The sequence below is a fragment of the Mesorhizobium sp. M0292 genome (genome assembly GCF_040321695.1).
GTDB lineage: Bacteria > Pseudomonadota > Alphaproteobacteria > Rhizobiales > Rhizobiaceae > Mesorhizobium.
The window spans coordinates 90,841-117,514 of the sequence record NZ_JAMYSB010000002.1 but is presented as its reverse complement, the minus strand read 5'-3'; the positions used below and the strand labels follow the sequence as shown (position 1 = coordinate 117,514).

General features: G+C 63.8%; 26 protein-coding genes. 6 read left to right on the top strand and 20 right to left on the bottom strand.

The genetic code is table 11. The annotated features are described in order from the left end of the window. Positions 1–9 precede the first annotated feature (9 nt). Genes NKI96_RS03385 through NKI96_RS03360 form a run of 6 tightly spaced genes read left to right on the top strand, consistent with a single transcriptional unit; the run spans position 10 to position 5,750 of the window. Complete coding sequence (locus NKI96_RS03385) at positions 10–1,086, top strand: extracellular solute-binding protein (protein WP_023686368.1); 1,077 nt, start codon at positions 10–12, stop codon at positions 1,084–1,086. 22 nt (positions 1,087–1,108) lie between these two features. Further along, positions 1,109–1,978, top strand: a complete 870-nt coding sequence (locus NKI96_RS03380; RefSeq protein ID WP_352666925.1) for an ABC transporter permease — start codon at positions 1,109–1,111, stop codon at positions 1,976–1,978. After that, entirely contained in the window at positions 1,978–2,775 is a 798-nt protein-coding gene (locus NKI96_RS03375; RefSeq protein ID WP_023683284.1) for an ABC transporter permease, read from the top strand. Before NKI96_RS03380 ends, NKI96_RS03375 begins: the two co-directional genes overlap by 1 nt. Then, a complete protein-coding gene (locus NKI96_RS03370) occupies positions 2,772–3,887 on the top strand; it encodes an ABC transporter ATP-binding protein (protein WP_023683285.1) in 1,116 nt (371 codons plus the stop codon). Before NKI96_RS03375 ends, NKI96_RS03370 begins: the two co-directional genes overlap by 4 nt. Positions 3,888–3,937: 50 nt before the next feature. Further along, on the top strand, positions 3,938–5,323 hold the full coding sequence (locus tag NKI96_RS03365; protein WP_023695740.1) for an NAD(P)/FAD-dependent oxidoreductase: 1,386 nt from the start codon (positions 3,938–3,940) through the stop codon (positions 5,321–5,323). Positions 5,324–5,381: 58 nt separating this feature from the next. Continuing rightward, entirely contained in the window at positions 5,382–5,750 is a 369-nt protein-coding gene (locus NKI96_RS03360; RefSeq protein WP_081725355.1) for a cupin domain-containing protein, read from the top strand. Between the two features lie 23 nt (positions 5,751–5,773). Here NKI96_RS03360 and NKI96_RS03355 read toward each other — a convergent pair whose 3' ends face one another. From NKI96_RS03355 to NKI96_RS03260, 20 genes are all read right to left on the bottom strand, one after another. Beyond that, the gene (locus NKI96_RS03355; protein WP_023671898.1) at positions 5,774–7,417 is read right to left on the bottom strand and encodes an MFS transporter; all 1,644 of its coding nucleotides are present in this window, start codon (positions 7,415–7,417) and stop codon (positions 5,774–5,776) included. Positions 7,418–7,640: 223 nt separating this feature from the next. Then, a complete protein-coding gene (gene asnB / locus NKI96_RS03350) occupies positions 7,641–9,509 on the bottom strand; it encodes an asparagine synthase (glutamine-hydrolyzing) (protein WP_023691732.1) in 1,869 nt (622 codons plus the stop codon). Between the two features lie 71 nt (positions 9,510–9,580). Continuing rightward, a complete protein-coding gene (gene fliQ, locus NKI96_RS03345; protein ID WP_023671896.1) occupies positions 9,581–9,847 on the bottom strand; it encodes a flagellar biosynthesis protein FliQ in 267 nt (88 codons plus the stop codon). A gap of 24 nt (positions 9,848–9,871) precedes the next feature. Beyond that, complete coding sequence (flgD, locus tag NKI96_RS03340) at positions 9,872–10,279, bottom strand: flagellar hook assembly protein FlgD (RefSeq protein WP_023671895.1); 408 nt, start codon at positions 10,277–10,279, stop codon at positions 9,872–9,874. After that, the gene (gene flbT, locus NKI96_RS03335) at positions 10,279–10,722 is read right to left on the bottom strand and encodes a flagellar biosynthesis repressor FlbT (RefSeq protein ID WP_023671894.1); all 444 of its coding nucleotides are present in this window, start codon (positions 10,720–10,722) and stop codon (positions 10,279–10,281) included. The genes flgD and flbT overlap by 1 nt, the downstream gene beginning before the upstream one ends. Beyond that, on the bottom strand, positions 10,719–11,066 hold the full coding sequence (flaF, locus tag NKI96_RS03330; RefSeq protein ID WP_023671893.1) for a flagellar biosynthesis regulator FlaF: 348 nt from the start codon (positions 11,064–11,066) through the stop codon (positions 10,719–10,721). The genes flbT and flaF overlap by 4 nt, the downstream gene beginning before the upstream one ends. Positions 11,067–11,096: 30 nt before the next feature. Continuing rightward, on the bottom strand, positions 11,097–12,140 hold the full coding sequence (locus NKI96_RS03325) for a flagellar hook-associated family protein (protein ID WP_352802927.1): 1,044 nt from the start codon (positions 12,138–12,140) through the stop codon (positions 11,097–11,099). A gap of 3 nt (positions 12,141–12,143) precedes the next feature. Beyond that, complete coding sequence (flgK, locus tag NKI96_RS03320) at positions 12,144–13,598, bottom strand: flagellar hook-associated protein FlgK (protein WP_023686357.1); 1,455 nt, start codon at positions 13,596–13,598, stop codon at positions 12,144–12,146. A 176-nt stretch (positions 13,599–13,774) separates the two neighbouring features. Beyond that, positions 13,775–15,028 carry a flagellar hook protein FlgE gene (locus NKI96_RS03315; RefSeq protein ID WP_023691731.1) on the bottom strand — a complete coding sequence of 418 codons (1,254 nt, stop codon included), beginning with the start codon at positions 15,026–15,028 and terminating at the stop codon, positions 13,775–13,777. A gap of 91 nt (positions 15,029–15,119) precedes the next feature. After that, positions 15,120–15,788 (bottom strand): response regulator transcription factor, encoded by a 669-nt coding sequence (locus tag NKI96_RS03310; protein WP_023740983.1) that lies wholly within the window; start codon positions 15,786–15,788, stop codon positions 15,120–15,122. Between the two features lie 220 nt (positions 15,789–16,008). After that, positions 16,009–16,596: a transglycosylase SLT domain-containing protein gene (locus tag NKI96_RS03305; RefSeq protein WP_502900246.1), complete on the bottom strand. Its 588-nt coding sequence runs from the start codon at positions 16,594–16,596 to the stop codon at positions 16,009–16,011. Continuing rightward, positions 16,529–17,914 (bottom strand): flagellar hook-length control protein FliK, encoded by a 1,386-nt coding sequence (gene fliK, locus NKI96_RS03300; protein WP_023817294.1) that lies wholly within the window; start codon positions 17,912–17,914, stop codon positions 16,529–16,531. The genes NKI96_RS03305 and fliK overlap by 68 nt, the downstream gene beginning before the upstream one ends. Next, a complete protein-coding gene (locus NKI96_RS03295; RefSeq protein WP_352802920.1) occupies positions 17,911–19,341 on the bottom strand; it encodes a MotC family chemotaxis protein in 1,431 nt (476 codons plus the stop codon). The genes fliK and NKI96_RS03295 overlap by 4 nt, the downstream gene beginning before the upstream one ends. Continuing rightward, on the bottom strand, positions 19,338–20,684 hold the full coding sequence (locus NKI96_RS03290) for a MotB family protein (protein WP_352802917.1): 1,347 nt from the start codon (positions 20,682–20,684) through the stop codon (positions 19,338–19,340). The genes NKI96_RS03295 and NKI96_RS03290 overlap by 4 nt, the downstream gene beginning before the upstream one ends. A gap of 31 nt (positions 20,685–20,715) precedes the next feature. Next, positions 20,716–21,342: a hypothetical protein gene (locus NKI96_RS03285; protein ID WP_023701073.1), complete on the bottom strand. Its 627-nt coding sequence runs from the start codon at positions 21,340–21,342 to the stop codon at positions 20,716–20,718. Positions 21,343–21,345: 3 nt separating this feature from the next. Further along, entirely contained in the window at positions 21,346–22,986 is a 1,641-nt protein-coding gene (fliF, locus tag NKI96_RS03280; RefSeq protein ID WP_352802914.1) for a flagellar basal-body MS-ring/collar protein FliF, read from the bottom strand. A gap of 192 nt (positions 22,987–23,178) precedes the next feature. Continuing rightward, positions 23,179–24,063, bottom strand: a complete 885-nt coding sequence (locus NKI96_RS03275) for a flagellin N-terminal helical domain-containing protein (protein ID WP_023683302.1) — start codon at positions 24,061–24,063, stop codon at positions 23,179–23,181. Between the two features lie 281 nt (positions 24,064–24,344). Continuing rightward, complete coding sequence (locus tag NKI96_RS03270) at positions 24,345–25,229, bottom strand: flagellin N-terminal helical domain-containing protein (protein WP_023683303.1); 885 nt, start codon at positions 25,227–25,229, stop codon at positions 24,345–24,347. 210 nt (positions 25,230–25,439) lie between these two features. Then, positions 25,440–26,171, bottom strand: coding sequence for a flagellar type III secretion system pore protein FliP (fliP, locus tag NKI96_RS03265; protein ID WP_023710973.1), 732 nt, complete (start codon positions 26,169–26,171; stop codon positions 25,440–25,442). Then, a complete protein-coding gene (locus NKI96_RS03260; protein WP_023673655.1) occupies positions 26,168–26,668 on the bottom strand; it encodes a flagellar basal body-associated FliL family protein in 501 nt (166 codons plus the stop codon). Before NKI96_RS03260 ends, fliP begins: the two co-directional genes overlap by 4 nt. Positions 26,669–26,674: the final 6 nt, after the last annotated feature.

Sequence of the window (26,674 nt, the reverse complement as noted above, 5' to 3'; positions counted from 1 at the left end):
ACAATAATCATGCTGAAAACAAGACATCTTGGCCTTGGCGCCGTGCTGGCGCTCGGCGTTCTGGCAACCGCAGCGTTCGCGCAGGAAAAGCCTGTCGCGGGTGAGGTCAAGGAAGGCTCGCTCAAGGGCAAGACGCTGACGCTCGTCTCCTATGGCGGCATCTACCAGGACGGCCAGGCCGCCGCGCTCAAGGAGTTCGTCGAAAAGTCCGGCGCCACGCTGCTCAATGACGGGCCGACAGAGATCGCCAAGCTGCAGGCGCAGGTCGAATCCGGCAACGTCACCTGGGACGTCGTCGACACCGCCGACCTGCCGCCTTACGTCTATTGCGGCAAGCTGTTCCAGAAGCTTGATTTCAGCAAGCTCGACGTCTCCAAGGTGCCCGAGGGCCAGGTCGGCGAATGCTCGGTGCCGGCCATGAACTACGGCGTCGTGCTGATGTACAACAAGGAGAAGTATGGGGATAACCCGCCCAAGAACTGGGCCGATTTCTTCGACACGGCAAAATTCCCCGGCACGCGCGCGCTCGACGGTTCGGGCGACCCGACGGGCGGCCTGCTGGAGCAGGCGTTGAAGGCGTCTGGCGGCGACCCGAAGGCGATGACGGTGGCCGACATCGACAAGGCCATCGATGTCATCCGCAAGCTCGGTCCCGACACGATCTATTGGAAGACCGGCGCTGAATCGCAGCAGCTTGCCGAATCTGGCGAAGCCGACATGCTGATGATGTGGACCGGACGTGCCATGACGGCGGTGAAGAACGGCGCCAAATATGCGCCGGCCTGGCAGGACTGGCTGGTGGTGATGGACCAGATGACCATTCCGGTCGGCGTCAAGGATACGGATGCGGCTTATGCGCTGCTCAATGCCTATCTCGGCAAGGGGGCGCAGGAGATCCTGGCGCAGCAGACCTCCTATACGCCGATCAACAATGACGCGCAGCCCAAGGTCGATGCGTCGGTCGCCGCCTTCCTGACCAACACGCCCGAGCGCCAGAAGCAGGGTTACAAGCAGAACATCAAGTTCTGGGTCGAGAACTTCCCGGTGGCGCAGGAGAAGTGGTCGGCGCTGATGGCAGGCAACTGAACAGCCAAGTGAGAGCCAGGCCGTGAGCGCGTCCGAACCCATCGCCCAACCCGCCGCCCATGCGCGGCCGGGTCGGGCATGGCCGTTCGCGCTCACGGCGCCGGCGCTCATCCTGCTTGTCGCGGTGATCGGCTACCCGCTGCTCACCATCGTACTGCGCAGCCTGTCGGAACCTGAGTGGGGGCTGCGGAACTATGCCTGGTTCTTCGGCGCGCCGGTCAACCTGACAGTGCTGCAGCGGACTTTCGTCATTTCGGCCTGGGTGACGCTGGTCTGCGTCATCGCGGCCTATCCCTATGCCTATCTGATGACCGCGGTCGGGCCGCGCGTCCGGCTGGTGCTTGTGCTTTGCGTGCTGATCCCGTTCTGGGTGAGTGGTGTGGTGCGAACGCTGTCATGGGTGATCCTGCTGCAGGATTCGGGCGTCATCAATTCGTTGCTGCGCTCGGTCGGGTTCGGCGGCGTCAAGCTGATCCGCACCCAGACCGGCGTTGTCATCGGCATGGCGCAGGTGCTGTTGCCGTTCATGATCCTGCCGCTCTATTCCGTGATGCAAGGCATCGACCTCAGGCTGATGCGTGCGGCGCAAAGCCTCGGTGCGCGGCCGTCGCGCGCGTTCTTCACCGTCTATCTGCCGCTGTCGCTGCCCGGCGTCTATGCCGGCGCGATCATCGTCTTCATCCTGTCGCTCGGCTTCTACATCACGCCTGCTTTGCTCGGCGGCCCGCGCTCGACCATGCTGTCGACGCTGGTGCAGACGCAGGTGCTGAGCCTGCTGCAATGGGGCAGGGGCGGCGCCATGGGCGTCGTTCTGCTGGTCACCACCTTCGTGCTGCTGGCGCTGGCAGCACCCGTGATGCGGTCCAGGCATCGGGAAGCGGGGCGGCGCTAATGGAGATGAAGCCGCTCACCCGCGTTCTTCTCGGGCTCGTCTGCCTGCTGGTGGCGATATGGCTGGTGGCGCCGACGCTGGTCGTGGTGCCGATGTCGTTCAACGAAAACAAATCGCTGGCGTTTCCGCCGCAAGGCTTTTCCTGGCAGTGGTACCAGAATTTCGCCACCAATCCGGACTGGTCGAACAGCTTCCTGAACTCGCTGAAAGTCGCCTCCATCGTTGCCGTCGTGGCAACGGTGCTCGGCACGCTTGCCGCCTTCGGCCTCGACCGCATGAAGGCGCGGCCGGCGAACCTTTTGCGTATGCTGATGCTGACGCCGATGGTGGTGCCGGGCGTGGTGCTGGCGATCGGCATCTATGCCGTCTATCTCGACACGCAGCTCGTCGGGACGCTGCTCGGCTTCGTGCTGGCCCACACCATCCTTGCGCTGCCCTTCGTGCTGATCGCGGTCTCGGCCAGTCTCGAAGTGTTCGACCGCCGGCTGGAGACAGCCGCAGCCAGCCTGGGCGCCGGCGCACTGACCACGTTTCGCACGGTAACGCTGCCGCTGATCGCGCCGGGCGTGCTCTCCGGCCTGCTGTTCGCTTTCGCCACCTCGTTCGACGAGATTGTCGTGTCGCTGTTCATCACCAACCCCTATCTCAAGACATTGCCGGTGCAGATTTTTGCCTCGATCACGCGCGACGCAGATCCGACGGTGGCGGCTGTCGGCACGATCCTGCTTTTCGCGACCACGATCCTGATCGGCGGCGGCATGCTCCTTCTTGGCCGCGAGCGGAAAGGACGCCAATGAATCCGAAGCCGACAAGCAAGGGCGCGGCGATCGATCTCGAAGCGATCAGCAAGGCCTATGGCGGCTTCAAGGCGCTGGACGGCGTGTCGCTGCGCATCGAGCCCGGCGAGTTCATGACGCTGCTCGGCCCCAGCGGCTCGGGCAAGACGACGACGCTCAACGTGATTGCCGGTTTCACCGATGTCACCAGCGGCAAGCTTCTGGTCGGGGAAAAAAGCGTCGTCGGCGTGCCGGCGCACAAGCGCAACATCGGCGTCGTCTTCCAGCATTACGCGCTGTTCCCGCATATGAGCGTCGGCCGCAACGTCGCCTATCCGCTGACGCTGCGCGGCGTCGACCAGGCGACGCGGCAGACACGCGTGGCAAGGGCGCTCGACATGGTCAAGATGGGCGATTTCGCGCATCGCTATCCCAGCGAATTGTCGGGCGGCCAGCAGCAGCGCGTGGCGCTGGCGCGCGCCATCGTCTTCGACCCGCCGCTGCTCCTGATGGACGAGCCGCTCGGCGCGCTCGACAAGAAGCTGCGCGAATGGCTGCAGCTCGAGATCAAGCGCATCCACCGCGAGCTCGGCACCACCTTCGTCTATGTCACGCACGACCAGGAAGAGGCGCTGGTGCTGTCCGACCGCGTCGCCGTGTTTAACCGCGGGCACATCGAGCAGGTCGGCACCGGCCGCCAGCTCTATGACGAGCCGGCAACGCTGTTCGTCGGCCGCTTCATCGGCGATTCCACCGTGCTGCGCGGCGAGGCGCGCAGCGATGGCAACAGCACCGCGCTGAGCATCGCCGGCGAGACGGTGACGGTACCGCGTAAGCTGTCGGGAGAAGCCAGCCCGGTGATGCTGCTGCGTCCCGAAAAGCTCGCGATCCGAAGAGCCGGCCAAAGTGCTGCCAATGGCGCCAACCGCCTGTCGGGGACGATCGCGGAAGCCATCTATCTCGGCTCGGAATCGAAATACGAAGTTAAGCTCGCCGACGGCTCGGCCGCGATCGTGCGCTCACCGCTGACCGGCGAGAGTTTTGGCCTCGGCGACAAGGTCGAGCTCTGCTTCGACGGCAGCGACGCCAAGCTGCTGGCGGACGACGCAAGCGCCGACACCACACTCACCTGATTCCATCTGGCCTGATCCCATCTGGCCTGATCTCATCTGAAAGTCATTCCATGCAAGCCAAGCGCAACGGCGACATATCGTTCTGGTATGCGGATCTGGGGGCGGTTCCCGTTCCGCGCCCGTCCTTGCCTGGAAACATCGAGGCCGATGTCGCCATTGTCGGCGCCGGCTATACCGGCCTGTGGACCGCCTACTATCTGAAAAAGGCGAAGCCATCGCTGCGCGTCGTGATCGTCGAGCGCGAATTTGCCGGCTTCGGCGCTTCGGGGCGCAATGGCGGCTGGCTGTCGGGCGGCTTCAGCTGGTCGCGCGAAAAATATCTCAAGACATCGAGCCGCCAAGGCGTGATGGCGATGCAGGCGGCGATGGCAGGCTGCGTTGATGAAGTGATCCGGGTCGCGACCGAGGAAGGCATCGACGCCGACATTCGCCGCGTCGACAATCTGACGGTGGCCACCAACGCAGCGCAGTTGGAGCGCGTGCGCGAAGAATGCGAGACGATCCGTTCCTGGGATGTCGACCCGAACCGCGTCGAGATGCTGGACGCCGCCTCAACGCGCACGCGCATCAACATCCGTAACGTCATGGGCGGCTTCGTCGTCCATGGCCAGGCGCGGGTGCAGCCGGCCAAGCTGGTGCGCGGGCTTGCCGATGCCGTCGAGCGGCTGGGCGTGCCGATCTATGAGAAGACGACGGTGACAAGCATCGCCAAGGGCAGCGTGACGACAGACCGCGGTACGGTGCAGGCGGAGACGATCATCCGCGCGACCGAGGGTTTTACATCAGGCATCCCCGGCGAGGAGCGGACCTGGCTGGCGCTCAACAGCGCGCAGATCGTGACTGAGCCGCTGCCTGCCGACCTGTGGCGCGACATCGGTTGGGAAGGGCACGAACTGCTCGGCAATGCGGCGCATGCCTATTGCTATGCCCAGCGCACGCGTGAGGGACGCATCACGATGGGCGGACGCGGCGTGCCTTATCGCTACGGCTCGCGCACCGACGTCAACGGCCAGACGCAGCAGGCCACGATCGACCAGCTGCACACGATCCTGACGACGCTCTTGCCGCAGACCAAGGGATGCCGCATCGATCACGCCTGGTGCGGCGTGCTCGGCGTGCCGCGCGACTGGTGCACCACGGTCGGCCTCGATCCCGCGACCCGCATCGGCTGGGCCGGCGGCTATGTCGGCCTCGGCGTGTCCAGCTCCAACCTTTCGGGGCGCACGCTGGCTGACCTTGTTCTCGGGGCAAACACCGAGCTGACGAAGCTGCCCTGGGTCAACCGCAAGGTCAGGCCATGGGAACCGGAGCCCTTCCGCTGGCTGGGCGTGCATTCGATGTACCAGCTTTATCGCATTGCCGATGGCCGCGAGGCGGCAGGGCTTGCGCGCACCTCGAAGCTGGCCGCGTTGGCCGACAGCATCACCGGCCACTAAAGCCATTTGTTCTCACGCAATTCCGGGGCAGACCCCTTTCCTGGAATTGCTCTTATCCATGGAGCTAGACTTGATCGATCTTTCGACCTTCCACGATCTCGCCAAGGCCGAGATCGGCGCGTTCTCTCCTAAGCCAAGCTCGATTGAAGGCGATCAGGTCGAGGCCGTGCGCTCGTTCTTTCAATCGCCTGACGGGACTGTCGATGTCGGCATCTGGGAATGCACGCCCGGCCGCTTCACCGCCGATCGTTCGGACTCGTCGGAGATCTGCCACATCATTTCGGGGCGCGTGGAACTGAGCCGCATCGATGGCGAGGTGCGGGAACTCGGTCCGGGCGATCTCCTCGTCCTGCCGCAGGGCTGGAAGGGCGAGTGGCTGATACGCGAGACCACGCGCAAGCTCTACATGATCCAGAGCGCCGGCTGACCGGCGCTACGGCTATGGCGAGCTCAGTGATCGATCGGCCCCTTCGGCGAGACCAGCGCGGTGCCGGCGGTCGTCGGGCGCTCGATCAGGCGGCGCACGCGCGGCGGTTCGTCGCCGCTGTGCAGCGCCCGCACCCGCTCGCCGACGACGGCGTCGGCATGGGTGGCGCGCCGGTTGTGGCGGATGTATTCCAGCCAGGTCGGCGTGTGGTAGTGTTCGATCCAGACTGCGGGATTTTCTAGGTCGCGAGCCAGCGTCCAGTTGCGGGCGCCGTCGCGGCGGCGGATGCGCCCGCGCTCGGCCATGGTGGCGAGGAATTCGGGTACATCTTCGTCGCGGATAATGTACTCTATCATGATGGCGATGGGGCCGCTGCGCGGCTTCAGGTCGAGGCCGAGATGCGGCTCCTTGAAGCGGTTGAGCGGGTCGAGGTTGAGAGTCGTCTGCTGCGGCAGCGGCAGGAACAGGCCGATGGCGCCGCCAACAAGCATCGCGATGGCCGCCGCAATCAGCGCGGTTTCGGCGCCATGCGCATCGGCAACGACGCCCCAGATCCAGCTGCCCAGCGCAATGCCGCCGAAGGTCGCCGTCTGGTAGACCGACAGCACCCGGCCGACGACCCAGCGCGGCGTCGACATCTGCACCGTGACGTTGAAATGCGACAGCGCGATCACCCAGCAGGCGCCGCCGATGAGCAAACCCGCCGCAGTCTGCCAGGCATTGAGGCTGATGGCGGCATTGAAGGCGCAGACGGCAAAGCCGGCGAAGGCCATCCGCACCATCGTCTCGCTGGACAGCAATTGTCTGAGACGCACGCTTATCAGCGCGCCGCCGACGGCGCCGATGCCGAAGGCGCCGAGCATGATGCCGTAGGTCAAGGCATCGCCCTTGACGACGTCGCGCGCCACCAGCGGCAGCAGCGCCAAAACCGCGCCGGCGCTGAAGCCGAAGGCGGAGCCCCTGACCAGCACCTTGCCGATGTTGGGCGACATGGCGACATAGCGCAGGCCGGCGCCCATGGCGGCGCCCAGCGTCTCGCGCGGCAGCGTCGAGACCGGCAGCTCCGGCTTCCAGCGGAAGAGCACGATGATGAGACCTATATAGCTCAGCGCATTGGCGGCGAACGCAGCAGCCGCACCAGCGGCGGCAACGATGATGCCGCCGATCGCCGGGCCGACGCTGCGTGTCAGGTTGAAGCCCAGTGAATTGAGTGCAACCGCGGCCGGCAGCTTGTTGCGCGGCACCATGTCGCCGACCGATGCCTGCCAGGACGGGTTGTTGAGCGCCGTGCCGCTGTCGATTAGGAAGGTGAAGGCAAGCAGCGTCCACGGCGTCATCCAGCCGTTCCAGGTGAACAGCGTTAGAAGTGCAGAGACGACCAGCATGAAGATTTGGGCGATCAGCATCACCTTGCGCCGGTTGAAGCTGTCGGCGATGGCGCCGGCGACGAGTGCAAACAGCATGATCGGCAGAGTGGCCGAGGCCTGGACCAGCGCCACCTGATAGGGCGACGTGGCGATGGTGGTCATCATCCAGGCGGCGCCGACGCCCTGGATCAGGCCACCGAAATTCGACACCAGGCTGGCCGACCAGACGGCGCGGAAGATGCCGTGCCGGAACGGCGCCAGCGCCGAAACGCGTTCGCTGTCCGGCTCGTCATCGATCATCAGACCTGTCCCACCTTAACGTGCTGGTTTCGTCCGCGGGGACGACAATCATGGCATCCGTTTGAAATAGAGCACGACATCCAAAAGGGCGAACGCGTCTTCGAAAAAGATCATGGTCCAACAACAGGATAGCAAGGCGAAAATACGTCAGCCGGGAATGGTCCGCTACCCAGAGCGATGTTCTCATTGGTCCACTGCGCGGGGCTGTCGGCCGCGCGCGAAGTCAGCTTCTGTCCCGGGCAGCGGTATGCAAGGCTTCGGTCAGCGTGCCTGTCGTCTCGCCGCCGGCGTGAAGGCGCAGGAAAAGCTCCATGCCGACAAGCCGCAGCCTGGACGGTTGCTCGCGCCGCGCCAACTGGACCATGTCCTCCAAATTCGCGGCGGGCCATTTCAAGGCATCGCGCAGGAAACCGCCGCGTAGCAAAGTCTCCGTGCCGGCCGAAAATTGCGACGACATCTCGAAGCCGATCTTGCGCGCCTGGACGTTCTGGCGCGGAATATGCTTTTCAGCGACCTTTCGCAAAAGCCATTTTCCTGTTTTGTCGCGGTATTTCTGCCGCCTCGGCAAATGGATGGCGAAGTCGATCAGGCGGTTTTCCAGGAACGGGACCCGCAGTTCCACGGACGCCGCCATGCTCAGCCGGTCGTGCCGGTGCAGGATGTCCTGCAGATGCGAATAGAGGTCGTAGAGGCAACTACCGAGAAAGGCGCGATCCGCGGGCGGCATAACCGGCTCCAGGCGGTCGAAGATCTCGGTTTGCAGAAAATTCAGCTCCGGCGACAAAGCACGCAGGACCATGCTGCGATCCATTTGTGAGTGGCTTCCAGCCGAGACCTTGTAGGGGGCATGACGCTGTTGCTCGAATCTCCGGTCGAGCGAGCGCTTCGAATGGACCAGGCGCCGGGGCCACGACCAGGAACGCCACTTCTTCATGCTCAAGGCCTGCAAGGGGTAGCCGCCAAACAATTCGTCTGCGCCTTCGCCGGTGAGCAGCACCTTGACGCCATCGGCCCGGCATCGTTCGGCAAGCGCCAGCAGTGCGACATGGCTGGCGTGCCAGCCATCGCTTTCAAGATGCCAGATTACCCTTGGCCAAAGTTCGAAAAACCGGTTCCTGTCGACCGGCACCCGGCGCAAGGGCACGCCGACATGGCGGCCGGTGCGTTCGGCGTCTTCGGCCTCGCTGTTGCCGAGCTGCGGGTCGACGACATAACCGTGGACTTCCGGCCTGAACCGCTTTGCCAGCGCCGTTATCAGGCCGGAATCGACACCGCTGCTGCAGGCGGTGGCAACGCTGGTATCGGCGATGCAGTGAAGTCCGACGCTGTCCTTGAGCAACGCCTCGAGCGTCGCCATGTGTTCAGCATCAGCGGATGCATCGCCGGTAATGCGCGCGGTCTCCAGCACGTCCAGCACATGCCAGAAGCGGCGCTTCTCGATAACGCCATCGGTGATCTTCCACAGGCCGGCGGGCGGCAGGCGCTCGATGCGGTCGAACAGGCTGTAGCTGGAATCGCGGCTCTGCCAGGCAAGCCGCAAGGTGATCTCGCGGCTGTCGATGTCGCGCGGAAAACCGTCGCAGGCGAGGATCGCCTTGTCCTCCGAGGCGAACAGGATTCGCTCCGGCGTGTCGGCCACCGACATCGGCTTGATTCCAAGACGGTCACGCGCAAGCCACAGCGCACTGCTGCGAGCGTCGAAATAGGCGAAGGAAAACATCCCGTCGAACAGCGGCACGGCTTTTTCGGGACCCCAGTGATGCAAGGCTTCGAGAACCACTTCGGCATCGCAGATGGTTCGAAAGACGACGCCTTGCGCCTGCAGCGTTTCGCGCAGCGAGCGGTAATTGTAGACCTCGCCATTGTAGACGAGAACGCCATCGCCGGAAGAAGTCAGCATCGGCTCACGGGCGGCGGGCGAGGGATCGATGATGGTAAGCCGGCGGTGACCGAGCGCCAGCCGATTGTTGTGCCAGCTGTCATGATCGTCGGGGCCGCGATGTACCAGCGCCTGCATCATGCTGGCGACATCCGACAGGTCGTTGGCGTCGATCGGGTTTCGTTTGCGCCAGACGCCGGCTATTCCGCACATGGCCTGCCGGTGAGTTCTGCCTGAGTCATGGCCTGCAATCTAGCCGGAACACAGCCGCCTGCAAGCGCTGCCTAGAACCCGTTTTCGATGCGTTCGAAGATGACGTTGGTGAAGGCCGATATCTGGCTGCCGATGAACGGACCGGTCAGCGCCACGACCAGCATGATGGCTACGATCTTGGGTACGAAGGTCAGGGTGATTTCCTGGATCTGGGTCAGGGCCTGGATCAGGGCAATGCCGATGCCGACCACCATGGCGACCAGCACCACCGGCGCGGAAGCAACAAGCACCGTCCATACCGCGTACTGGACGATGTCGAGTGCGTCGGCCTCGTTCATGTGAGCGCGCCTCTATGGAACTGTCTAGCTGGCCGGCTTTATCGAAACGCCCGCGCCGACCGGCACTTCGGTGCCGTTCTGCAACACGGCGATCACGCCGTTGCTTGCAAGCTTGACCGAGGCCACGACGCCGGTCGTCTTGCCGTCGGCCGAGGTGATCGAGCGGCCGATCAAGGCATCGGCCTGCGACAGCGCCGAGGACTGCATGATCTGGTCGAGCTTGGTGTTGGTCTGCACCGATTGCTCTACCTGCGAGAAGGTGGCGAGCTGGGCGACATACTGCGTCGAATCCATCGGTTTCGTCGGATCCTGGTTCTTCATCTCGGCGATCAACAGCTTCAGGAACGACTGGTAGTCGACCGCTGTCTTCGACGTCTGCTGGGTGCCCTGGTTGGCGCCCGTGGGGATCGTCGTCGTCATGTCCACATTCATCAGTATTGTGCTCCCACGGCCAGCGGGCGCTTCGCACCCTGAACATCGTCATTGCCGCCAAGTGCGCGGCGTTCGAGCGGATAAAGCGCACGGATAGCCTTCAGCGCTTCATAGATATGGTCTTCGCCGACCATGCGGTCGATCTGCTTCAGCGCGCCACTGATCTGCTCATCCTCGAAGCTTGCCAAAAGCAAGGGCAGCGAGCGGCGGAACATGGCGCGCGCCTCGATGGCGCCGGCCGGGTTCATCAGCATCACCTGCAGGATGAAATAGAGCTGCTTGAGCGGCGTCAAGGCATCGTCGGCCTGGATGACATGGTTCTCGAGCAGGAACTGTACGTCGTTCATCAGCTCGACGGTGACCTTGCGGTCGACGCGGATGACGGCGCCGTTGATGTAGATCTTCTCGTTCGGCTTCAGCGATATCTTCAGCGTGTTGGTCATTGAATGCCGTCCCGAATGATCTGGGACACTTCGATCAGCCCTTCGAAATTGTCGGTGCGGCCCTGGCGGATGTCCTCGGCCTCGCGCAGCAGCCACAGGCCGATGGAGATGAGGTTGGCGCGCAGTTCCTTGGGCAGGACATTGTCGCTGGAACCGAGATCCTCGACGAAGGTGGTCCAGACCCGGTTGGTGAAGTGCAGCGCTTCGACCGCCTCCATCGAGGTGTGGCCGACCGCCGCCGCCGCCGCCAGCATTTCGATCGAGCGGGTCAAAAGCTGCCGCTCGCGATCTTTCGCATCGGCAACGGAGTCGGTCTGGATGTCGGCGTAGGAGAATTGGTACATCGTTTGGCTCTACCGTTGCGGTTGAGATTGTCAGGTCAGGTAGTTCAGCAGGCTCATCTGCTGCAGGCGCGCGGTCAGCGCGAAGGACGTCTCGATATGCTGCGTCAGATCCGCGACGCGGGTGGCTGCCTCGGCGGGGTCGACGCCTTCCAGATCAAGGATATGGCGCTCGAACAGGTCGACCTGCGTCTTCATGCGGTCGCTGGCGTCGGAGACCCGCTTCTCGGCAAGGCCGGTCTCGGCCTGCAGTTGCCCTAGCCCGCCCAGCGCCTCGCCGACCATCGCCTGGGCGCGGCCGACAACGGTGGTCTTCGCCGCCTGGCTGATATTGCCGGACAGCAGGCCGGTGATCAGGGCGGAAGCCATGGCGAGCTTGCGGATGCTGTCGTCATTGGCGCTGGCCGAGGTTTGGGTGGTTTCGCCCAGCGAAATGCGGCTGACGATCTGCTGGTCGGTGGCGTTCGACCAGTTGGCCTGCCAGCCGGAGCCCATGAACTGCGGCAAGACATTGCTGGTGATGAAGCCGTCCATCTGGGCGGCGGTGATGTTGGCAGCGAGCGGATCGGCCTGCGTGAAGCCGAAATACGACGAGAAGGAAGCGTCGAACGCCGCCTTGGCCGGCGAGCCCGCGGCGGTGAAATCGTCGATCGGCTTGACGTCGGTGTTGGTGCCGGCAAACAGATATTCGCCGTTGACGCTGGCGTTGAGGATAGAGGTCATCTGCTGCACGGCGGCCTTGCCGGCTTGCTGCGTGATGGTGCTCGAGGAATTGCCGGCGGCGGTCAGTGCGGTCAGCAAATTCTGCGCAGTGTCGGAAAGCTGGCCAAGCGCAGCCTGCGTCGAGGACAGCCGAGCGGTGACCAGCGAATTGGAATCGATGATGACGTTCAACCGGTCGAGGTCGCGCGAGAAGGTGACCGCCTGCGAGGTGCGCGCGCCGAGCGCCAGACCGACATCGGCGACGGTGCCGGTCGTCGATTCCTTAGTGGCTTTGACCAGTTCGCCCTGCATGCGCATCTGCTGATAGCGCGCGGCGTTGGAGAGAGCGGCTGAGGAGACGGATGTGGCTTTCATGGCTTATCCCACGGCATCGAGCAGGGCCGACAGCATGTCGTCGACGGTTTTCATCATGCGCGCCGAGGCCTGATAGGTGTGTTCGAGGTCGAGCAGCAGCGACATCTCCTGGTCGACATTGACGCCGGTGTCGTTGGACAGCGCCTCGGCGGTGCGCGATGCCAGCGCTTCCTTGGCGTCTGCATTGCTCGAGGCCTGCTGGCGCTGGCCTTCGAACCAGCCAATGGCATTGGCGGCGTAGTCGGAGACGCTGGACGTCACGGTGATGCCGGCCGCAGCGTCGAAAGGCATCGGCTTGTCGAGCTTGTCGCCATAGCCGATCAAGAGCTGCGAATAGGAGGCGTTGCCGGCGGTGTTGGCGATATAGGCCGCACCATTGGCGCCGCCGTCGCGCAGCAGCACCGGATTGCCGCCGACGCTCGAGTCCATTGCGGCGTTGACCTTGATCGAGCCGGCAAGCCCGTCGATCAGCGTGCCGGCGGCCGGAATGGCGGGCGCACCCGACCAGGTGAACAGGCCGGTTCGGTCGGGCTGCGAAGGTGCTGTTTCGGCAAAGGCGGTGATGAGGCCGCGCGCCACTTCGTCGAGCTGGCTCTGCATCGTCGCCGCGACGCCGTCGCGCAAGGTGATGAGCCCGGCGAGCTTGCCGTCGGCGCTGGTGTTGCCGCCAGCCCCGGCGCTGACCGGCACATTGTCGATGTAGATGGTGTTGCCTGGTGTGCCGGCCGTGTAGCCCGCCGACGGGGTGAAACTTACCGAGCGCGGAATGGTCTCGAACAGTGTCGTGCCATCCTTGGTGGTGATGACCATGTCGTTGTCGCCACGCGTGAAGGTCGACACCGGCACATAGTCCGCGATCTTCTTCAGCAAAGCGTCGCGCTGGTCGAGCGCGTCGGATGCGTCGGTACCCGAACGGGTTGCGGAGATGACCGCCTTGTTGGCGTCCTGGAACTGACTAAGCAGCGAGTTGAGATCGTTAACCGCCGTTGATATCTCGCCATCGGCCTGGGTGCGGAAATCCTGGATCGCGTTGGTGCCGTCGTTCAGAGCGCGCACCACCTGCTGGGCCGCGTCGATGACGCTGGAGCCGAGGTTCTGGTTGGATGGCGTAGCGGCGTAAAGCTGCAGCGCGTTCTGCAGCTTGCCGATCGCGGTCGAGGCAGAGGAGGCGTTGTCGACGCCGTTGACGGCAACGGCGAGGCGGTCAATTCCGCTGTAAAGCGTGCTCTGGCCGCTCCATGCCGATTGCGCGCTAAGGTTCTGGCGAAACAGCAGGGCGTTGGTGGCGCGCTGGATCTCGACCGAGCGGGCGCCGGGCGCGCTGCTGACGACGACCGCCGTGCGGCGGGCATAGTCGGGGTTGCTGGCGTCGGCAATATTGCGGGAAAGGACGCTGGTCTGCTTCGATGTGGTCTGAAGCGACTGTTGGGCTATGGTCAATGCGGAAGTCAGCGACATGCGGGTCTTTCACGAGGCCAGTGGGGAGGGGATGACGTCTCTGCCCTGTCGGCGGCGTCGGCGTTCGGAAACCTGCAATTCCAGACCACCCCGGCCGGTTTGCCGGTGTGGCCTTGAATTCGAAATCCGCGCACCGCGCTGCTCTGGTTTGGGTTCATTCCCCTGGCGCCCGTCGTTTATCTCTTCAGGTTGACAAGGACATCCATGAGGTCGGAACCGGTCTGGAACACTTTCGAGTTAGCGGTGTAGCTGCGCTGCGCCGCGATCATGTTGGTCAATTCCTCGGCGATATCGACGTTGGAATTTTCCAACGCGCCGGAGATGATGCTGCCGAGCTTGCCTTCATTGGCGAAGCCGATGCGCACGGTGCCGGAGTCGGTGGACTGCGCATAGACATTGCCAGGCAGTGCGGTGAGGTTGTCGGCGCTCTGGACGTCGGCCAGTGGGATCTTGAACAGCGGCTTGGTCGAGCCGTCCTGATACTGGGCGTAAATGACTCCGTCCTCGCCGATCTGGATCTTTTCGATCGTGCTGGGCGCGTTGCCGTTGACCTTGGCTTCGGAGACCGTGAAGCCGGTGCCGAGCTGAGTCAGCTTGGACAAATCGAGGTCGAGCGACGCACCGCCCGGTACGGGGATGGTAATCGAATCGACGGCGCCGGTGAGTTTGCCGGTGGTGGTGTCGAAGGTCAGGTTGGCCGTGGCCAGCGCGCCGCCCGTATAGGGAAAGGATGTGCCCGGCGTCGCCTGGGACTGGTCGAACACAGAGACCGACCAGGTGCCGGTCCCGGTGTTGGTGAAATAGAGGTCGAGCAGCTTCTTGTTGCCGAGATTGTCGTAGGTGACCATCGAGGATTTCGACGTGTATTCCGCCGTCGGGCTGTTGGTGGACGGCAGCGGACCGGCGGGCGGCGTGGCGCCGGCCGGCAGATTGGCGTTGAAGTTGCCCGCGGTGCTGGGCGTCGCGGTCATTTCCTGGTCGGAGATCTGGACCGGCACCAGCCCTTCGAAACCGTTGGCGGTGGCAGCCGGTGTGCCGTTGGCGTAGCTGTAGGCCATCAGCTGGTAGCCGGCGGCGTTGACCAGTCTGCCCTGAGCGTCGGGAACGAATGCGCCGGCGCGGGTGAGGAAAGGCGTTCCGCTGGGGTCCTGGACGACGAAGAAACCGTTGCCGTTGACCGCAAGGTCGGAAACCGAGGTCGTGTACTGCAGCACGCCCTGGGCGCTGATGGCCGAGCGGATGGTGGTGTTGACGCCGCCGGAATTATAGGCGCCGCCGACCTGCGGCATGATCAGCGTCGAAAACTCGGCCGAGGATCGCTTGTAGCCGGTGGTGTCGGAATTGGCGATGTTGTCGGCTGTGGCCGAAAGGCGGTTGGCCTGCGCGTTCATGCCGGAAACGCCGGTCCGCATCATTCCGTAAAGGCTCATCGAACGTCTCCTCAATGCCCAACATCGTTGGGCCCATCTGTGGTCGCGAGGATATAATTTCTGTCTTGCGCGAGGCTGGCGCAGACCGCCATCAGAACACCAGCCGGTAGCCGAGGAAGCGCTTGGAATCTATCGGGTCCTGACCAAGCTTTTCGCGCAGTTTCTTGCGCAATTTGGAGATGTGGCTCTCGACCACGTTCTCCTCGACCTCTTCGTCGAAGATGCCGTAGATGGCGTTGAAGACCTGGGTCTTGGTGACGCGGCGTCCGCGGTTGCTCGCCAGATATTCGAGGATGCGGCGTTCGCGGCGCGGCAGAGGCAGCGGCTGGCCATCGATCTCGGGATCGCGGCCATCCATGAAGATGCGCATTGCGCCGATCTCGGTGTAGCTGACGTCCTCATGGGCGCGGCGGCGGATGGCGGTGATGCGGGCCAGGATCTCCCGGATATGGACCGGCTTGCGTATGACGTCGTCGACCCCGCTCTCGAACAGCCGCAGCGTATTCTCGAGCGAGTGCTGTTCGCTCAGCGCAATGACCGGAGCGCCGGTGCGGTCGCGGATCTGGCGTGGCGAGATGGTGCCTTCGCGGCAGTCGCCGATGAGGAAGGCTCGGACCGATCGCAAATCCGTGTCGGCGGCCGATGTCACCCACTCGCCGAATTCACCGGACGCGAAGCCTGCACAGGCGACGCCCTCACGATCGAAAAGTGAATTATAGCCTTCAGTTACGAGCTCACGCTCGTCAACGATTACAATCATCGGCCCCGCCTCCGAATCAGATCATCTGCCCCGTGGGAAGAGCCGTAACCGGTGCCGGGAATCCTGAACAACCATCATTTCTTGTAGCTATTTTCTTGGGAGTTATTTCGAGTTTCGAAATAACCGCAATCAGGAGGTTGTATCGTTGGTTGCCGAACGGGTGACGTGGCACGTCACCCGCCGGGCGTGGATTTGCAGCCGTTCGCAAGAGATGATTCACCTAAGGGTTGCAAAAGTTGCGGGCGTTCGGGGTCCATTTGCCGAAGCCGGCGGCGACCATATTGGCGATGACGCGGCAGACATAGAATTTCTGCGCGGGGTCATTGTCGGGGCCGGCGTGGTAGCGGGCGACGGCCATCGACCAGCTGACATGACGCGCATGCAGGCTGGCCAGGAAGCGCGCGGCATAGTCGACATTCTGGCGCGGGTCGAGCATGTCGTCGACGCTGCGGAAATGCGCGGCGTGATAGTGATGGTTGATCTGCATGCAGCCGAGGTCGATCAGCGTCTTGCCCTCACGTCGGGCTGCTTCGAAGGCGGCCAGGGCCTCAGTGCGGCTCTTTGGAAATACCGCTTTTCCCTCTATATTCAATGCGTTAGGTTGCAAGCTACCCTTCTTGCCGGTCTCGGTCAGCCCGACCGCATAGAGGATGCCGGCGGGCACGCCATAGCGGTCGGCGGCACGCAAGATCTCGGGCTCGCAAGGGTTGGTGGCGGCGGTGGCCGGCTTGGTGGCGAGGCTAGATAAACATATCGTCGCCAGCGCGCTCGCGAGCAGGCGCGCCAGCGCGGCCGAATTCCTGGGCATCGTCATTGCGGTTTCTTCCCGACTGCTGGCCGCCCGAACCCGTATTGTTGCCGCTCGAGTTTCCGGGCTGAAAAGCGGACTGGTCGCGGCCTTGCGGCATTGGATGCGAGTTCGCTGCATCGCTGCGGGCCGCTGCGTGGATCGCTATCGAGGGTTGCAGGATGGTGACCTTGTCGACATCGAAGCCGAGCCCGCGCAACGACTTCACGATGGCGTCGCTGTCGGTGGCGAGACGGCGGTAAGCCTCATGGGTTTCGGGCTTCAATTCTATCGAAAGTTGTTCTCCGGAAAGCCTGAGACTGGCGGTGACCATGCCGAGCTCTGCCGGGTGAAGCTCGATCTTCAATATATGTGTCGGAACGGCAACAGAACCGGCCGTCTGGGCGGTCGTCGACGGCGTCGAAACCGCTTGCCGCAGGCCGTTATCCGAAGCCAGCGCGTCGATAAGCGCCGAAGTCGTTTGGTTTATCGGACTATGCGCGGGCGCGGGGAAGCTCTGTTCGGCGACAATGTCGACGCGCGCAGCGAATGGCGGCTGTTTTCCCTGTGTGGACGATGCCGCGGAATGGGCTCCATCGACGGACTTCGCCGACGGCGCGGACCGTTTTGCCGCGGGTGCCGAAACGTCGCTTGCCGTCTGGTCCGCCGGTAGAGGAGGCGTCGGACCATCCTGGTGCGGCAGTTTGCCGGACTGGAGCCCGATCGCGGGCAGCTTTTGCCCCTGATCCTGTGCGGAAACGCTGGTACCGGGCTTGGCCCGTTCCGATCGCGTCGTCGTGTCGAGTCTGTTGTCAATGCCGGACGCTGCGCGGTGTCTCTTCAGAGGCGACGTCTGTGCAGAAATGGCCTCGCCAGCGGGCGCCGGTTGCCCAGTCTGTCCATTCGTCGCGATGCCGTTCCCGCTTGTCCGGACCATTGAGAAATGCCTGATATCGTGCAACGCCAGCACCAGTGGCAAATGATCCTGCAGCGATCCTGCATCCGCGTCTCGTCCGGCCACCTCAGCGTCCTTGGATGGTTTGTCCGGGCCACTATCGGCATGTTCTTTTGCGGCCTTGCCGGCAGCGGATTTCGTCCCCGTTTTGCCAGACTGGGTGTGTGGGATTTCGCTTTTGCCGGGACCGGCAGGGCTGCGTTTGGCCCAATGCGGCTCGTGCGATGCGGCCTCAATTGCTCCCTGGCCTATCGGTGTCGGCGCATCGTCGTCGCCGCGCACCATGTCGCCGAAGCTTTTGTCGCCGCCCTTGGCGTTTGAGGCCGACTGCTTCGATCCGGCGTGCGCGGGAGCCGGCAGGGCCTGGCCAACATTGGTGGTCATTTCGGGGCTGCTCCAAGCATCTGGTCGATCAAATCGAGCTGGCGACGCGTCCTCGCCATGGCGGCGTCGGTGGGATCGGTAGGCTCTACTGCGGCGGGGGCCGGCACCGATGCCGGCACGACCGGAGCCGCATCGCTGGCCGAGGCGACTGCAGGCGTTTCCGCCGCCTTTGCCTCTGGCGTGCTTGGTGCCTGCGCGGCCGGTTCACTTGCCGCCTTCGGTAGGTCGGTTGCGGGCTGTTCACTCGACGTTGTGGCGGCTGGCTGTTCCGGCATCGCGCCTTCGACCGGCGGCAGCTCTGGCTCGTCGGGTCTTTCCACTGCCGCGGTCTTGACCGGCTCCTGCCTGGCCGCGGCAGGTGCGGGCTTTTCGGTAGGCAGCGGCGCCGGCGGGGCGATGACTTCACCCGCCACGGCCTGCGCGGCATCGAGCAGGTCGCGGTCGCTTTGCGAAAGCTGGTTGCGATCGATCTTGTCCAGCTTGGCGCGGACCTCGCCGATGGTGCCGGACGTTACCGTGGACAGGCTGGAATAGAGCTGGGCGCGCGGATCGTCCTGATTGTGGATGCCGTCGCGGCCCCGTTCAGCCCTGGCCGAGGCAAAGGCGGAGAGATCGGCAAAACCGTCGATCGCGGCGCGGCGGGCGATGCGCAGATAGATCACCTTCTCGCGTTCTGGATCCATCATTGCGGTGATGTCGGCGAGCTTGTCCTGGCTGATCGCCATGTGCAGCGTGATGACGCCGGAGACGAAGGCGTCGGCGAACTGGCTGGCATAGGGCGAATAGAGGTAGTCTTCGACGTATTGGGTTGAGGCAAGCGCGAAACGCGCACCGTCGCCTTGCGCGGCGGCGATGCCGACCGAGCGGCGCAGCGCTGCTTCCTCGACCAGCGTGCCGGGGCTGAGCAGGCGAGCATCGTCGAGCAGCGCAAGCGCGCTGACCGGTTGCTCGGTGGCGAGAAGCGAGCCTTTGACCAGCGCCAGAAAGGCACCGAGATCGGGGGGCAGGGTCATCGGATCGATCGGCTTCAGCGCCTCGATCGCAGCCGCCGGCCTGCCGTTCAGATAATCGACAATGCCCTTGGCGATGGCCAGGCTTTGCGGGTCGGCCTTGGCGCGCGACACCGCCGCCTCGACGGTGACGGGGTTGCCGCCACTCATGCCATAGACCAGCAAAGCGCGAAAATTCTTCGGGTCGCTGAAATCATCTGCGTCCGCCGCGCGCAGCCTTGTGTCGGCCATTTCGAGCAGCTTGGCCTGCATCGGCAGCGCGGCGTGATCGCCGGCGGCTATGCGGTCCTGCACAAGCTGCAGCGAGCGCACCAACTGATAGGGCTGCAATGCGTCCTCGGCGAAGGCCGATGGCGGATGGACAGCGCTCAGCAGCAGCAGCCCGACGGCGCGGCCGATAATGGCGGCGCGCCTCATCCGTCGGTCGCCATCAGGATTTCGATGCGGCGGTTCGCTGCAGCCATCGGGTCGGCGGCAATTTTCGGTTCGCGATCGGCGAAGCCGGCGACCTCGGTGATGCGGCGCTCGTCGACGCCGCCGCGCACCAGCATGTAATAGGCGGAATGGGCGCGCGCCGTGGACAGCCGCCAATTGTCGTAAGTGTCGCTGCGGAACGGCCGCGCATCGGTGTGGCCGTTGATGCTGATCGTGCCTTTCTGCTCGTTGACGATGCGGCCGATCTTTTCCATCGCCAGCACCAGTTCACGCCTAGGCACCGCCGATCCGATCTCGAACATGCCGAAATCGAACTGGTCCGTGATCGAAATGACGACACCCTTGTCGGTAGCTTCGACGGAGACGCCATCGTGCAATTTGTCGCCTGGCTTGAAGGCCTCGGCCAGTTCCTGCTTGACCTGCGCCGCGGCTTTAACAGTGGCGGCCGTCGGCGCCTTTTCCGCGGCTTCGGGTTTGGGTGCGGGTTGTGCTTCGGCGGCTTCGGCCTTTGCAATCTGGGCCTTCGCTGCTTCAGCCTTGGCCTCTGCCTTGGCTTCAGCCTTGGTCAGCGGCTTATCGGAAACGGATTTCGCCAGCGGCTCGAGCGGCGCCGCGGTCACTGGCGGCGCGGCCGGCACGGCCTTCACCTCCGCCACTTGCGTCTGTGCCGCCTTGGCACCCGGCTTCAGCGGATCGCCTTCGATCTTGGTGCGTTCGGCGGTGGCTTCGGCGCCTGGTGCAGCCACCTGCTGCGACCAGAAATCCGGCGCGAACGGGTCGCGGTAGGATTGGCCGCCGGATGCGCCGGTAGCCGGGCCGGACGCCTGCGCGCCGCCATCGCCCTTCTCGCTGACATTTTGCATGACGCCGGTGTCGGTGGCGATTTCCGACAGCACCGCATAGGGATCGGCAAACAGATGCTCGTCGGAAAGATCGGTCTTCGGCGCCGATTCCTTCGATTGCTTCTTGTCGGAAGTGCCAGCGCCGCCGACGCCGTCCTGTCCGGCCTTGCTGGTCTTGTCCCGCGGGTCGTCGGCCGTCAGCCCGACCTTGCTCGGGCCATCGCCGAGATCTTCGAGGCCCTTGCGGCTGGCGTTGCGATCGACCAGCTTGACCGGGTTGAAATAGCTGGCAACGGCGGCCTTGGTCTGCTCGTTGGCGGCGTTGATCAGCCACATGACGAGGAAGAAGCACATCATGGCAGTCATGAAATCGGCAAAAGCAATCTTCCAGACGCCGCCGTGGTGGGCGTCGTCGTGGTCGTCGTGATTGCGCCGCACGATGATGATCTCGTGCCTGGGCTCAGCGGCGTCGGCAACGCTCATGACGTCCACTCGTTCATAAGAGGGCCCTCGCTCATGACAGGGCCTCCGACAAGGCGGCCGACCATTCGGCAATGCGGGTTTCGAACACCGCCTCGTCAATGGCGACGGTAAGGTCGAAGCCGGGTGCCTCGACGAAATCGAGATTGGCCGCGCGTGGGCCGAGCGAAGCCTTCAGCGTCTCGAACAATGACAGCGGTCCGCGCACGGCGATGCGCACCGCCTCGCTGTCGCCGACGGCTTCGCGGATCGTGCCGGCAAGGGCTTCCAGCGAACGCTTCTGCAGATCGTCGCTGACAAGGCCGCCAATGATGCGCGCAATGGTGGCGCCGACGAGGTCGCTGACCTTGGCCTCCATGATCTCGATACGGGCAGTGACGACCGCGCCGACATCGCCGCCGAAAGTTTCCAGAAAGGCCTTTGCTTCATCGGCGTTGGCCTGTCTCTGTGCCTCGAGCGCTGCCTGGTGGGCGATGGCAAGGCGGGCTTCAAGGGCGGCTTCGGCATCGATGACCGCTTCGGCGATCAGCGCGCCGATGTCGGCCTGCGGCGCCGACGTCTCCGGCCTTGGCTCGGCCATGGCCGCGAGCGAGGGCTGGCCGGCACGCTGGCTGCGTGCGCCGAAATCCGGCAAAAGGTCGAAAAGCGCTGCCGAGGCCATGGTCTATACCGCTGCTTCCTGGGCCGCCCATTTGCGCAGGATCTGCGCGGTGCGCTCCTCATTGATGTCGACCATGCGGGCAAGCCGCTCCTGCGGCGCCGGCCTGATCTTCTGACGAAGATCGTCGAGTGGAGTCGGGCCTGGGCGGCTGCCGGGCAAGGCAGCCGGCGCCGGGTCGGCGCCGGCGGCTTCGGGTGTCGGCAGTGAACGCTGGACGTCGTCGAAGCTCGGACCGGCAAGTGCCGGCGTCGGCCGCGCGCTCAGCGCGGTGGCCATTGGCCTCAGGCCGAAGAAGGCGACCAGGAACACCACGACGATGAACGCGCCGGCGTTGATCATCGTACCGGCATGGGTTCCGATCGACGCCATTATGCCCGGCTGTTCGACCGGCTCGCCGTCCAGCCCGTCGATGAACTCGACCGCCGAGACATCGATGATATCGCCGCGCTTGTCGTCGAAGCCGGTGGCCGAGGCGACCATTTTCTGGATGTCGGCGACGCGCTTGGCGATCTGTTCGGGTGTGGCGTCCTTGCCGAGGATGGTCATCAGCCGCTGCTGGTTGACGACGACGGCGATCGACATCTTGGTGACGGAATAGCCGTTGGAGACTGTGGCGATCTTCTTGGAGTTGATCTCGTAATTGGTGATCTCCTCCTTGCGATCATTCTCCGATGACGTCTGCGGACCATCGGTGCTGTTCGCCTGGGTCTCGGGCAGGTTCTGCTCGACGGTGGCCGGGGTCGAGGCCTGCCTCTGATTGCTGTTTTCGTTGGCGCGCACCGACTGCACGGAACGCTCCACGCGTGACTCCGGATCGAAGATCGTCTCTTCGGTCTGGCGGGTGTCGGTGTTGACATCGGCCTTGACGCTGGCGCGGAAATTGTCGGGGCCGAGATAAGGCGTCAGCGCGCGGCGGATGTTGTCGCCGATCTGCGCCTCGACGGTCTGCTCGACGCCGAGCGTGCGGGCAGCACTTGTGTTGGAGGGATCGTCGCCGGCGGCGAGAAGGTTGCCGTTGGAATCGAGCACGGTAACCTTGTCGGCCGACAGGCCCGGCACGGCGGCGGCGACGAGATGGCGGATCGACATGGCGCTCTTTTCGGCGTCGATGCCGGAATAGCGGATGACCACCGAGGCGGAGGGTTGCTGTTCGTCGCGGCGGAAATTGGCGCGCTCGGACATGACGATGTGAACGCGGGCGGCCTTGATGCCGGATATCGACTGGATGGTGCGGGCGATCTCGCCTTCCAGCGCGCGCACGCGGGTGATCTGCTGCATGAAGGAGGTCAGGCCAAGAGAACCGACATTGTCGAACAGTTCGTAGCCGGCATTGGCGCTGGTCGGCAGGCCCTTTTCGGCGAGCAGCATGCGCGCCTGCGCGGTGGTGCCGGCCGGCACCAGCACGGAGGTGCCGTCGGAGCCGACGTCGAAGCCGATGCCGGCTTCGCCGAGCACCAGGCCGATCTGGTTCACGTCGGAGCGATCGAGCCCGACATAGAGCGTCTCATAGGCCGGGCGGTTGAGATAGACCGAGCCGATGCCGATGACGGCCATCACCAATGCGGCAATGCCGGCCAGCATGGCAAGGCGCCTGACGCCAAATGCCCTGAGATTCGAGATGATGCTCTGGATCTGTTGCGGCACGATTCAAGCGCTCCCAGCATGATATTCCGTGGGAACACTAGACCGCGAAGCTTGTGCGAAGATGATAGAGCATGTCGCCCGGAAGTGCAGCGGTTCCGGGTCAACGACATGCGTCAAAACACAGCCACAAAGCGAAAGGGCCGCGCTGTCGGCGCGGCCCTTCAATTCAAGAAGGAGAAAGCCGGGTCAGGCTTACTGCTTGAACAGCGCCAGGATCGACTGCGAGTTGCCGTTGGCGATCGACAGCGACTGGATGCCGAGCTGCTGCTGGACCTGCAGGGCCTGCAGCCGCGTCGATTCCTTGTTCATGTCGGCGTCGACCAGCGCGCCGACGCCCTTGTCGATCGAGTCCGACAGGTTCGACAGGAAGCTCTTCTGGGTATCGATGCGCGACTTGGCGGCGCCGAGATAGGCAGCGCCCGTGGACAGCTTGGCAAGCGCCGTTTCAACGGCGCCAAGTGCGGTGTCGATGGCTGCCGGAAGGACCTGGGTTGTGCTGGGATCGAAGAAGGTCGTCGCCAGCAGAGCGCCGACGATGCCGCCGGTGCCGGGAAGATCGAGGACCTGCGTGTCGGCCGCCTTGACGTCGATGGTGTCGATGGCGACGGTCGTGCCGGTGCGGTTATAGGACGCGACGATCTTCAGGTCGGAGGTCGCGGCAGCGTCGTTCTGCAGCAGGTTCGAGCCGGCATAGGAGGCGTTGGTGACCGACGACTTGATCTGGTCCTGGATAGCTTTGATCTCAGTGGCGATCTTCTGCTGGTCGTCCTTGCTGGCGCTGCGTGCAGTGACCAGCTTGGCCTTGATCAGGTCGACCTGGTCCTTGATGTCGGTGATGGCGGTGTAGGCGGTATCGACCTTGCCGGCGCCGAGGCCAAGCGCGTCCTGAACGGCCGAAAGCGCCTTGTTGTCGGACTTCATCGTGGTGGCGATCGACCAGTAGGCGGCGTTGTCGCTGGCGGTGGCGACGCGGTAGCCGGTCGAAATGCGTGACTGGGTGGTTTCAAGCTGCTTGTTGGTGTTGTTCAGGCTCTGCAGCGCGGTCAGAGCCGAAGCGTTCGTCATGATGCTAGCCAAGATATTTACCCCTTTTCAAACACTGGCGTGTCCCGAACACGCCGGATCAACTTCATCAAGGGGGTAGGCATAAGCCCATCGACCGTATGGTCTGCCCGCCATGGAATGGTTAACCATGACTACCGGGATATGGTTAACGGCCTGTTAAACCAAGCCATTCAGGGCGCTGGCCAAGAGCAAAAATCGGCAGCCATTTAGCAAGACAATCAACAGCCGCAAAAAGAAATGGGCCGCGCTGTTGGCGCGGCCCGACGGATGGTGTCAGTCGTAATGTCGAGAGATCAGCCGCGGAAGAGCGACAGGATCGACTGCGAGTTGCCGTTGGCGATCGACAGCGCCTGGATGCCGAGCTGCTGCTGGACCTGTAGGGCCTGCAGACGGGTCGATTCCTTATTCATGTCGGCGTCGACCAGAGCGCCGACGCCCTTGTCGATCGAGTCCGACAGGTTCGACAGGAAGCTCTTCTGGGTGTCAATGCGCGACTTGGCGGCGCCGAGCGAGGCAGCGCCGGTGGACAGCTTGGCAAGCGCGGTTTCAACAGTGCCGAGCGCGGTGTCGATGGCGGCGGGGGTAACCGCCGTGGTGCTCGGGTCGAAGAAGGCAGCGGCGAGCAGGCCGCCGACGATGCCGCCCGTGCCGGCGACATCGAGAACCTGCGTATCGGCAGCCTTGACGTCGATGGTGTCGATGGTGACAGTCGCGCCGGTACGGTTGTAAGCCGCAACGATCTTCAGGTCGGACGCAGCGGCAGCGTCGTTCTGCAGCAGGTTCGAGCCGGCGAAGTTGGCGTTGGCGACCGAGGACTTGATCTGCGCCTGGATGGCGTTGATTTCGGTCGCGATCTTCTGCTGGTCTTCCTTCGAGGCGCTACGGGCAGTGACCAGCTTGGTCTTGATCAGGTCGACCTGGTCCTTGACGTCGTTGATGGCGGTGTAGGCGGTGTCAACCTTGCCGGCGCCGAGGCCGAGGGCGTCCTGCACGGCCGAGTTGGCCTTGTTGTCGGACTTCATCGAGGTCGCGATCGACCAGTAAGCGGCGTTGTCGGAAGCGGTGGCAACGCGGTAGCCGGTCGAGATGCGGGCCTGCGTCTGCTCGAGGGATTTGTTGGTGTTGTTCAGGCTCTGCAGCGCGGTCAGCGCCGAGGCGTTCGTCATGATACTGGACATGGCTACTCGTACCTTGATTTTTACAGGGTGTTTTTGACATACCGGCTTTTCCGGTATGACGGAGCGGCATCATGCCAATGATCGTGAGACCCGATCACCCGCCATCTGCGAGCAATATGCGGGCAAGTCCCTACCAAAGGACTAAACGGGACGGTTAACCGGAAATATATTGCATAAAATTTTAGCAAGGCGCCAAGGGCGCGCGGACGGTCAGGTGAAGGAGCGCACCAGGCTGCCGACAAGCAGGTTCCAGCCGTCGATGAGGACGAAGAACAGGATCTTGAAGGGCAGCGAAACGACGGTCGGCGGCAGCATCATCATGCCCATGGCCATGGTGATGGTGGCGACGATCAGGTCGATGACGAGGAACGGCAGCACGATCAGGAAGCCGATCTCGAAGCCGCGGCGGATTTCGGAGATCATGAAGGCCGGAACCAGGATGCGCAGGTCGACGGTGTCCCTGGCAACGACCTGGCCGCGTTCGCGGGCGAGATCGGCGAACAGGTCGAAGTCCTTGTCGCGGACATTGTGCAGCATGAAGGTGCGGAACGGGTCCGAAATCTTTTCGAACGCCTCGGTCTGGCTGATCTGGTTGTCCATCAGCGGCTTGACGCCGGTGTTCCAGGCCTGGTCGAAGGTCGGCGCCATGACGTAGAAGGTCATGAACAGCGACAGCGAGATCAGGATCAGATTGGCCGGCGTCGACTGCAGGCCGATGCCGGCGCGCAGGATCGAGAAGGCGATGACGAAGCGGGTGAAGCTCGTCACCATGATCAACAGGCCCGGCGCCACCGACAGCACGGTGAGCAGACCGAACATCTGGATGATATAGCCGACGGTGGCGCCGTCGGCCTTGCCGATGCCGCCGAGATCGAGCTGCTGGGCGGCGGCGACAGAGGTGGCGGCGACGACGATCGCGGCGGCGAGGACGAGTTTTCTCATTCGAGCAGCAATGTCCTGATCAGAACCTGTTTGGCATGGCCACCGCTGCGGATTGCGGCGCGCTCCTCGAGGTCGGCTTTCAAATGCTGGTAGCCGCTGGCGCCTTCGATCTGATGCATCTTCAGGGTGCGGACCATGGCAAGCAGGTCCTGGTGAATGCTTTCGGTAAGTTCCGGCGGCTGCGGCGCATCGTAGACCACCGACGCTTCCAGCCTTATCCAGGTGTCAGCAGGCGAAGCCAGATTGGTGGTGATCGGCGCCAGCTGGACAAGCGTCGGCCCCGTGCCGGGAGCATGTTCGGCCGCCTTGCTCGGTTGCTCGGCATTGGACTGGTTCTCCGGTGCGGCGGGCACAGGCACCGGTCCCCCGACGCCCTTCAGATAGCCGCCGGACATCCAGCCCATGCCGATCGCGGCGCCCGTCACCGCCAGCAGCATCGCAAGCTGGATGACAAGCGACGGGCCCTTTTTTTGCTGAACCTGTTCGACATTTGCCACGGCGCC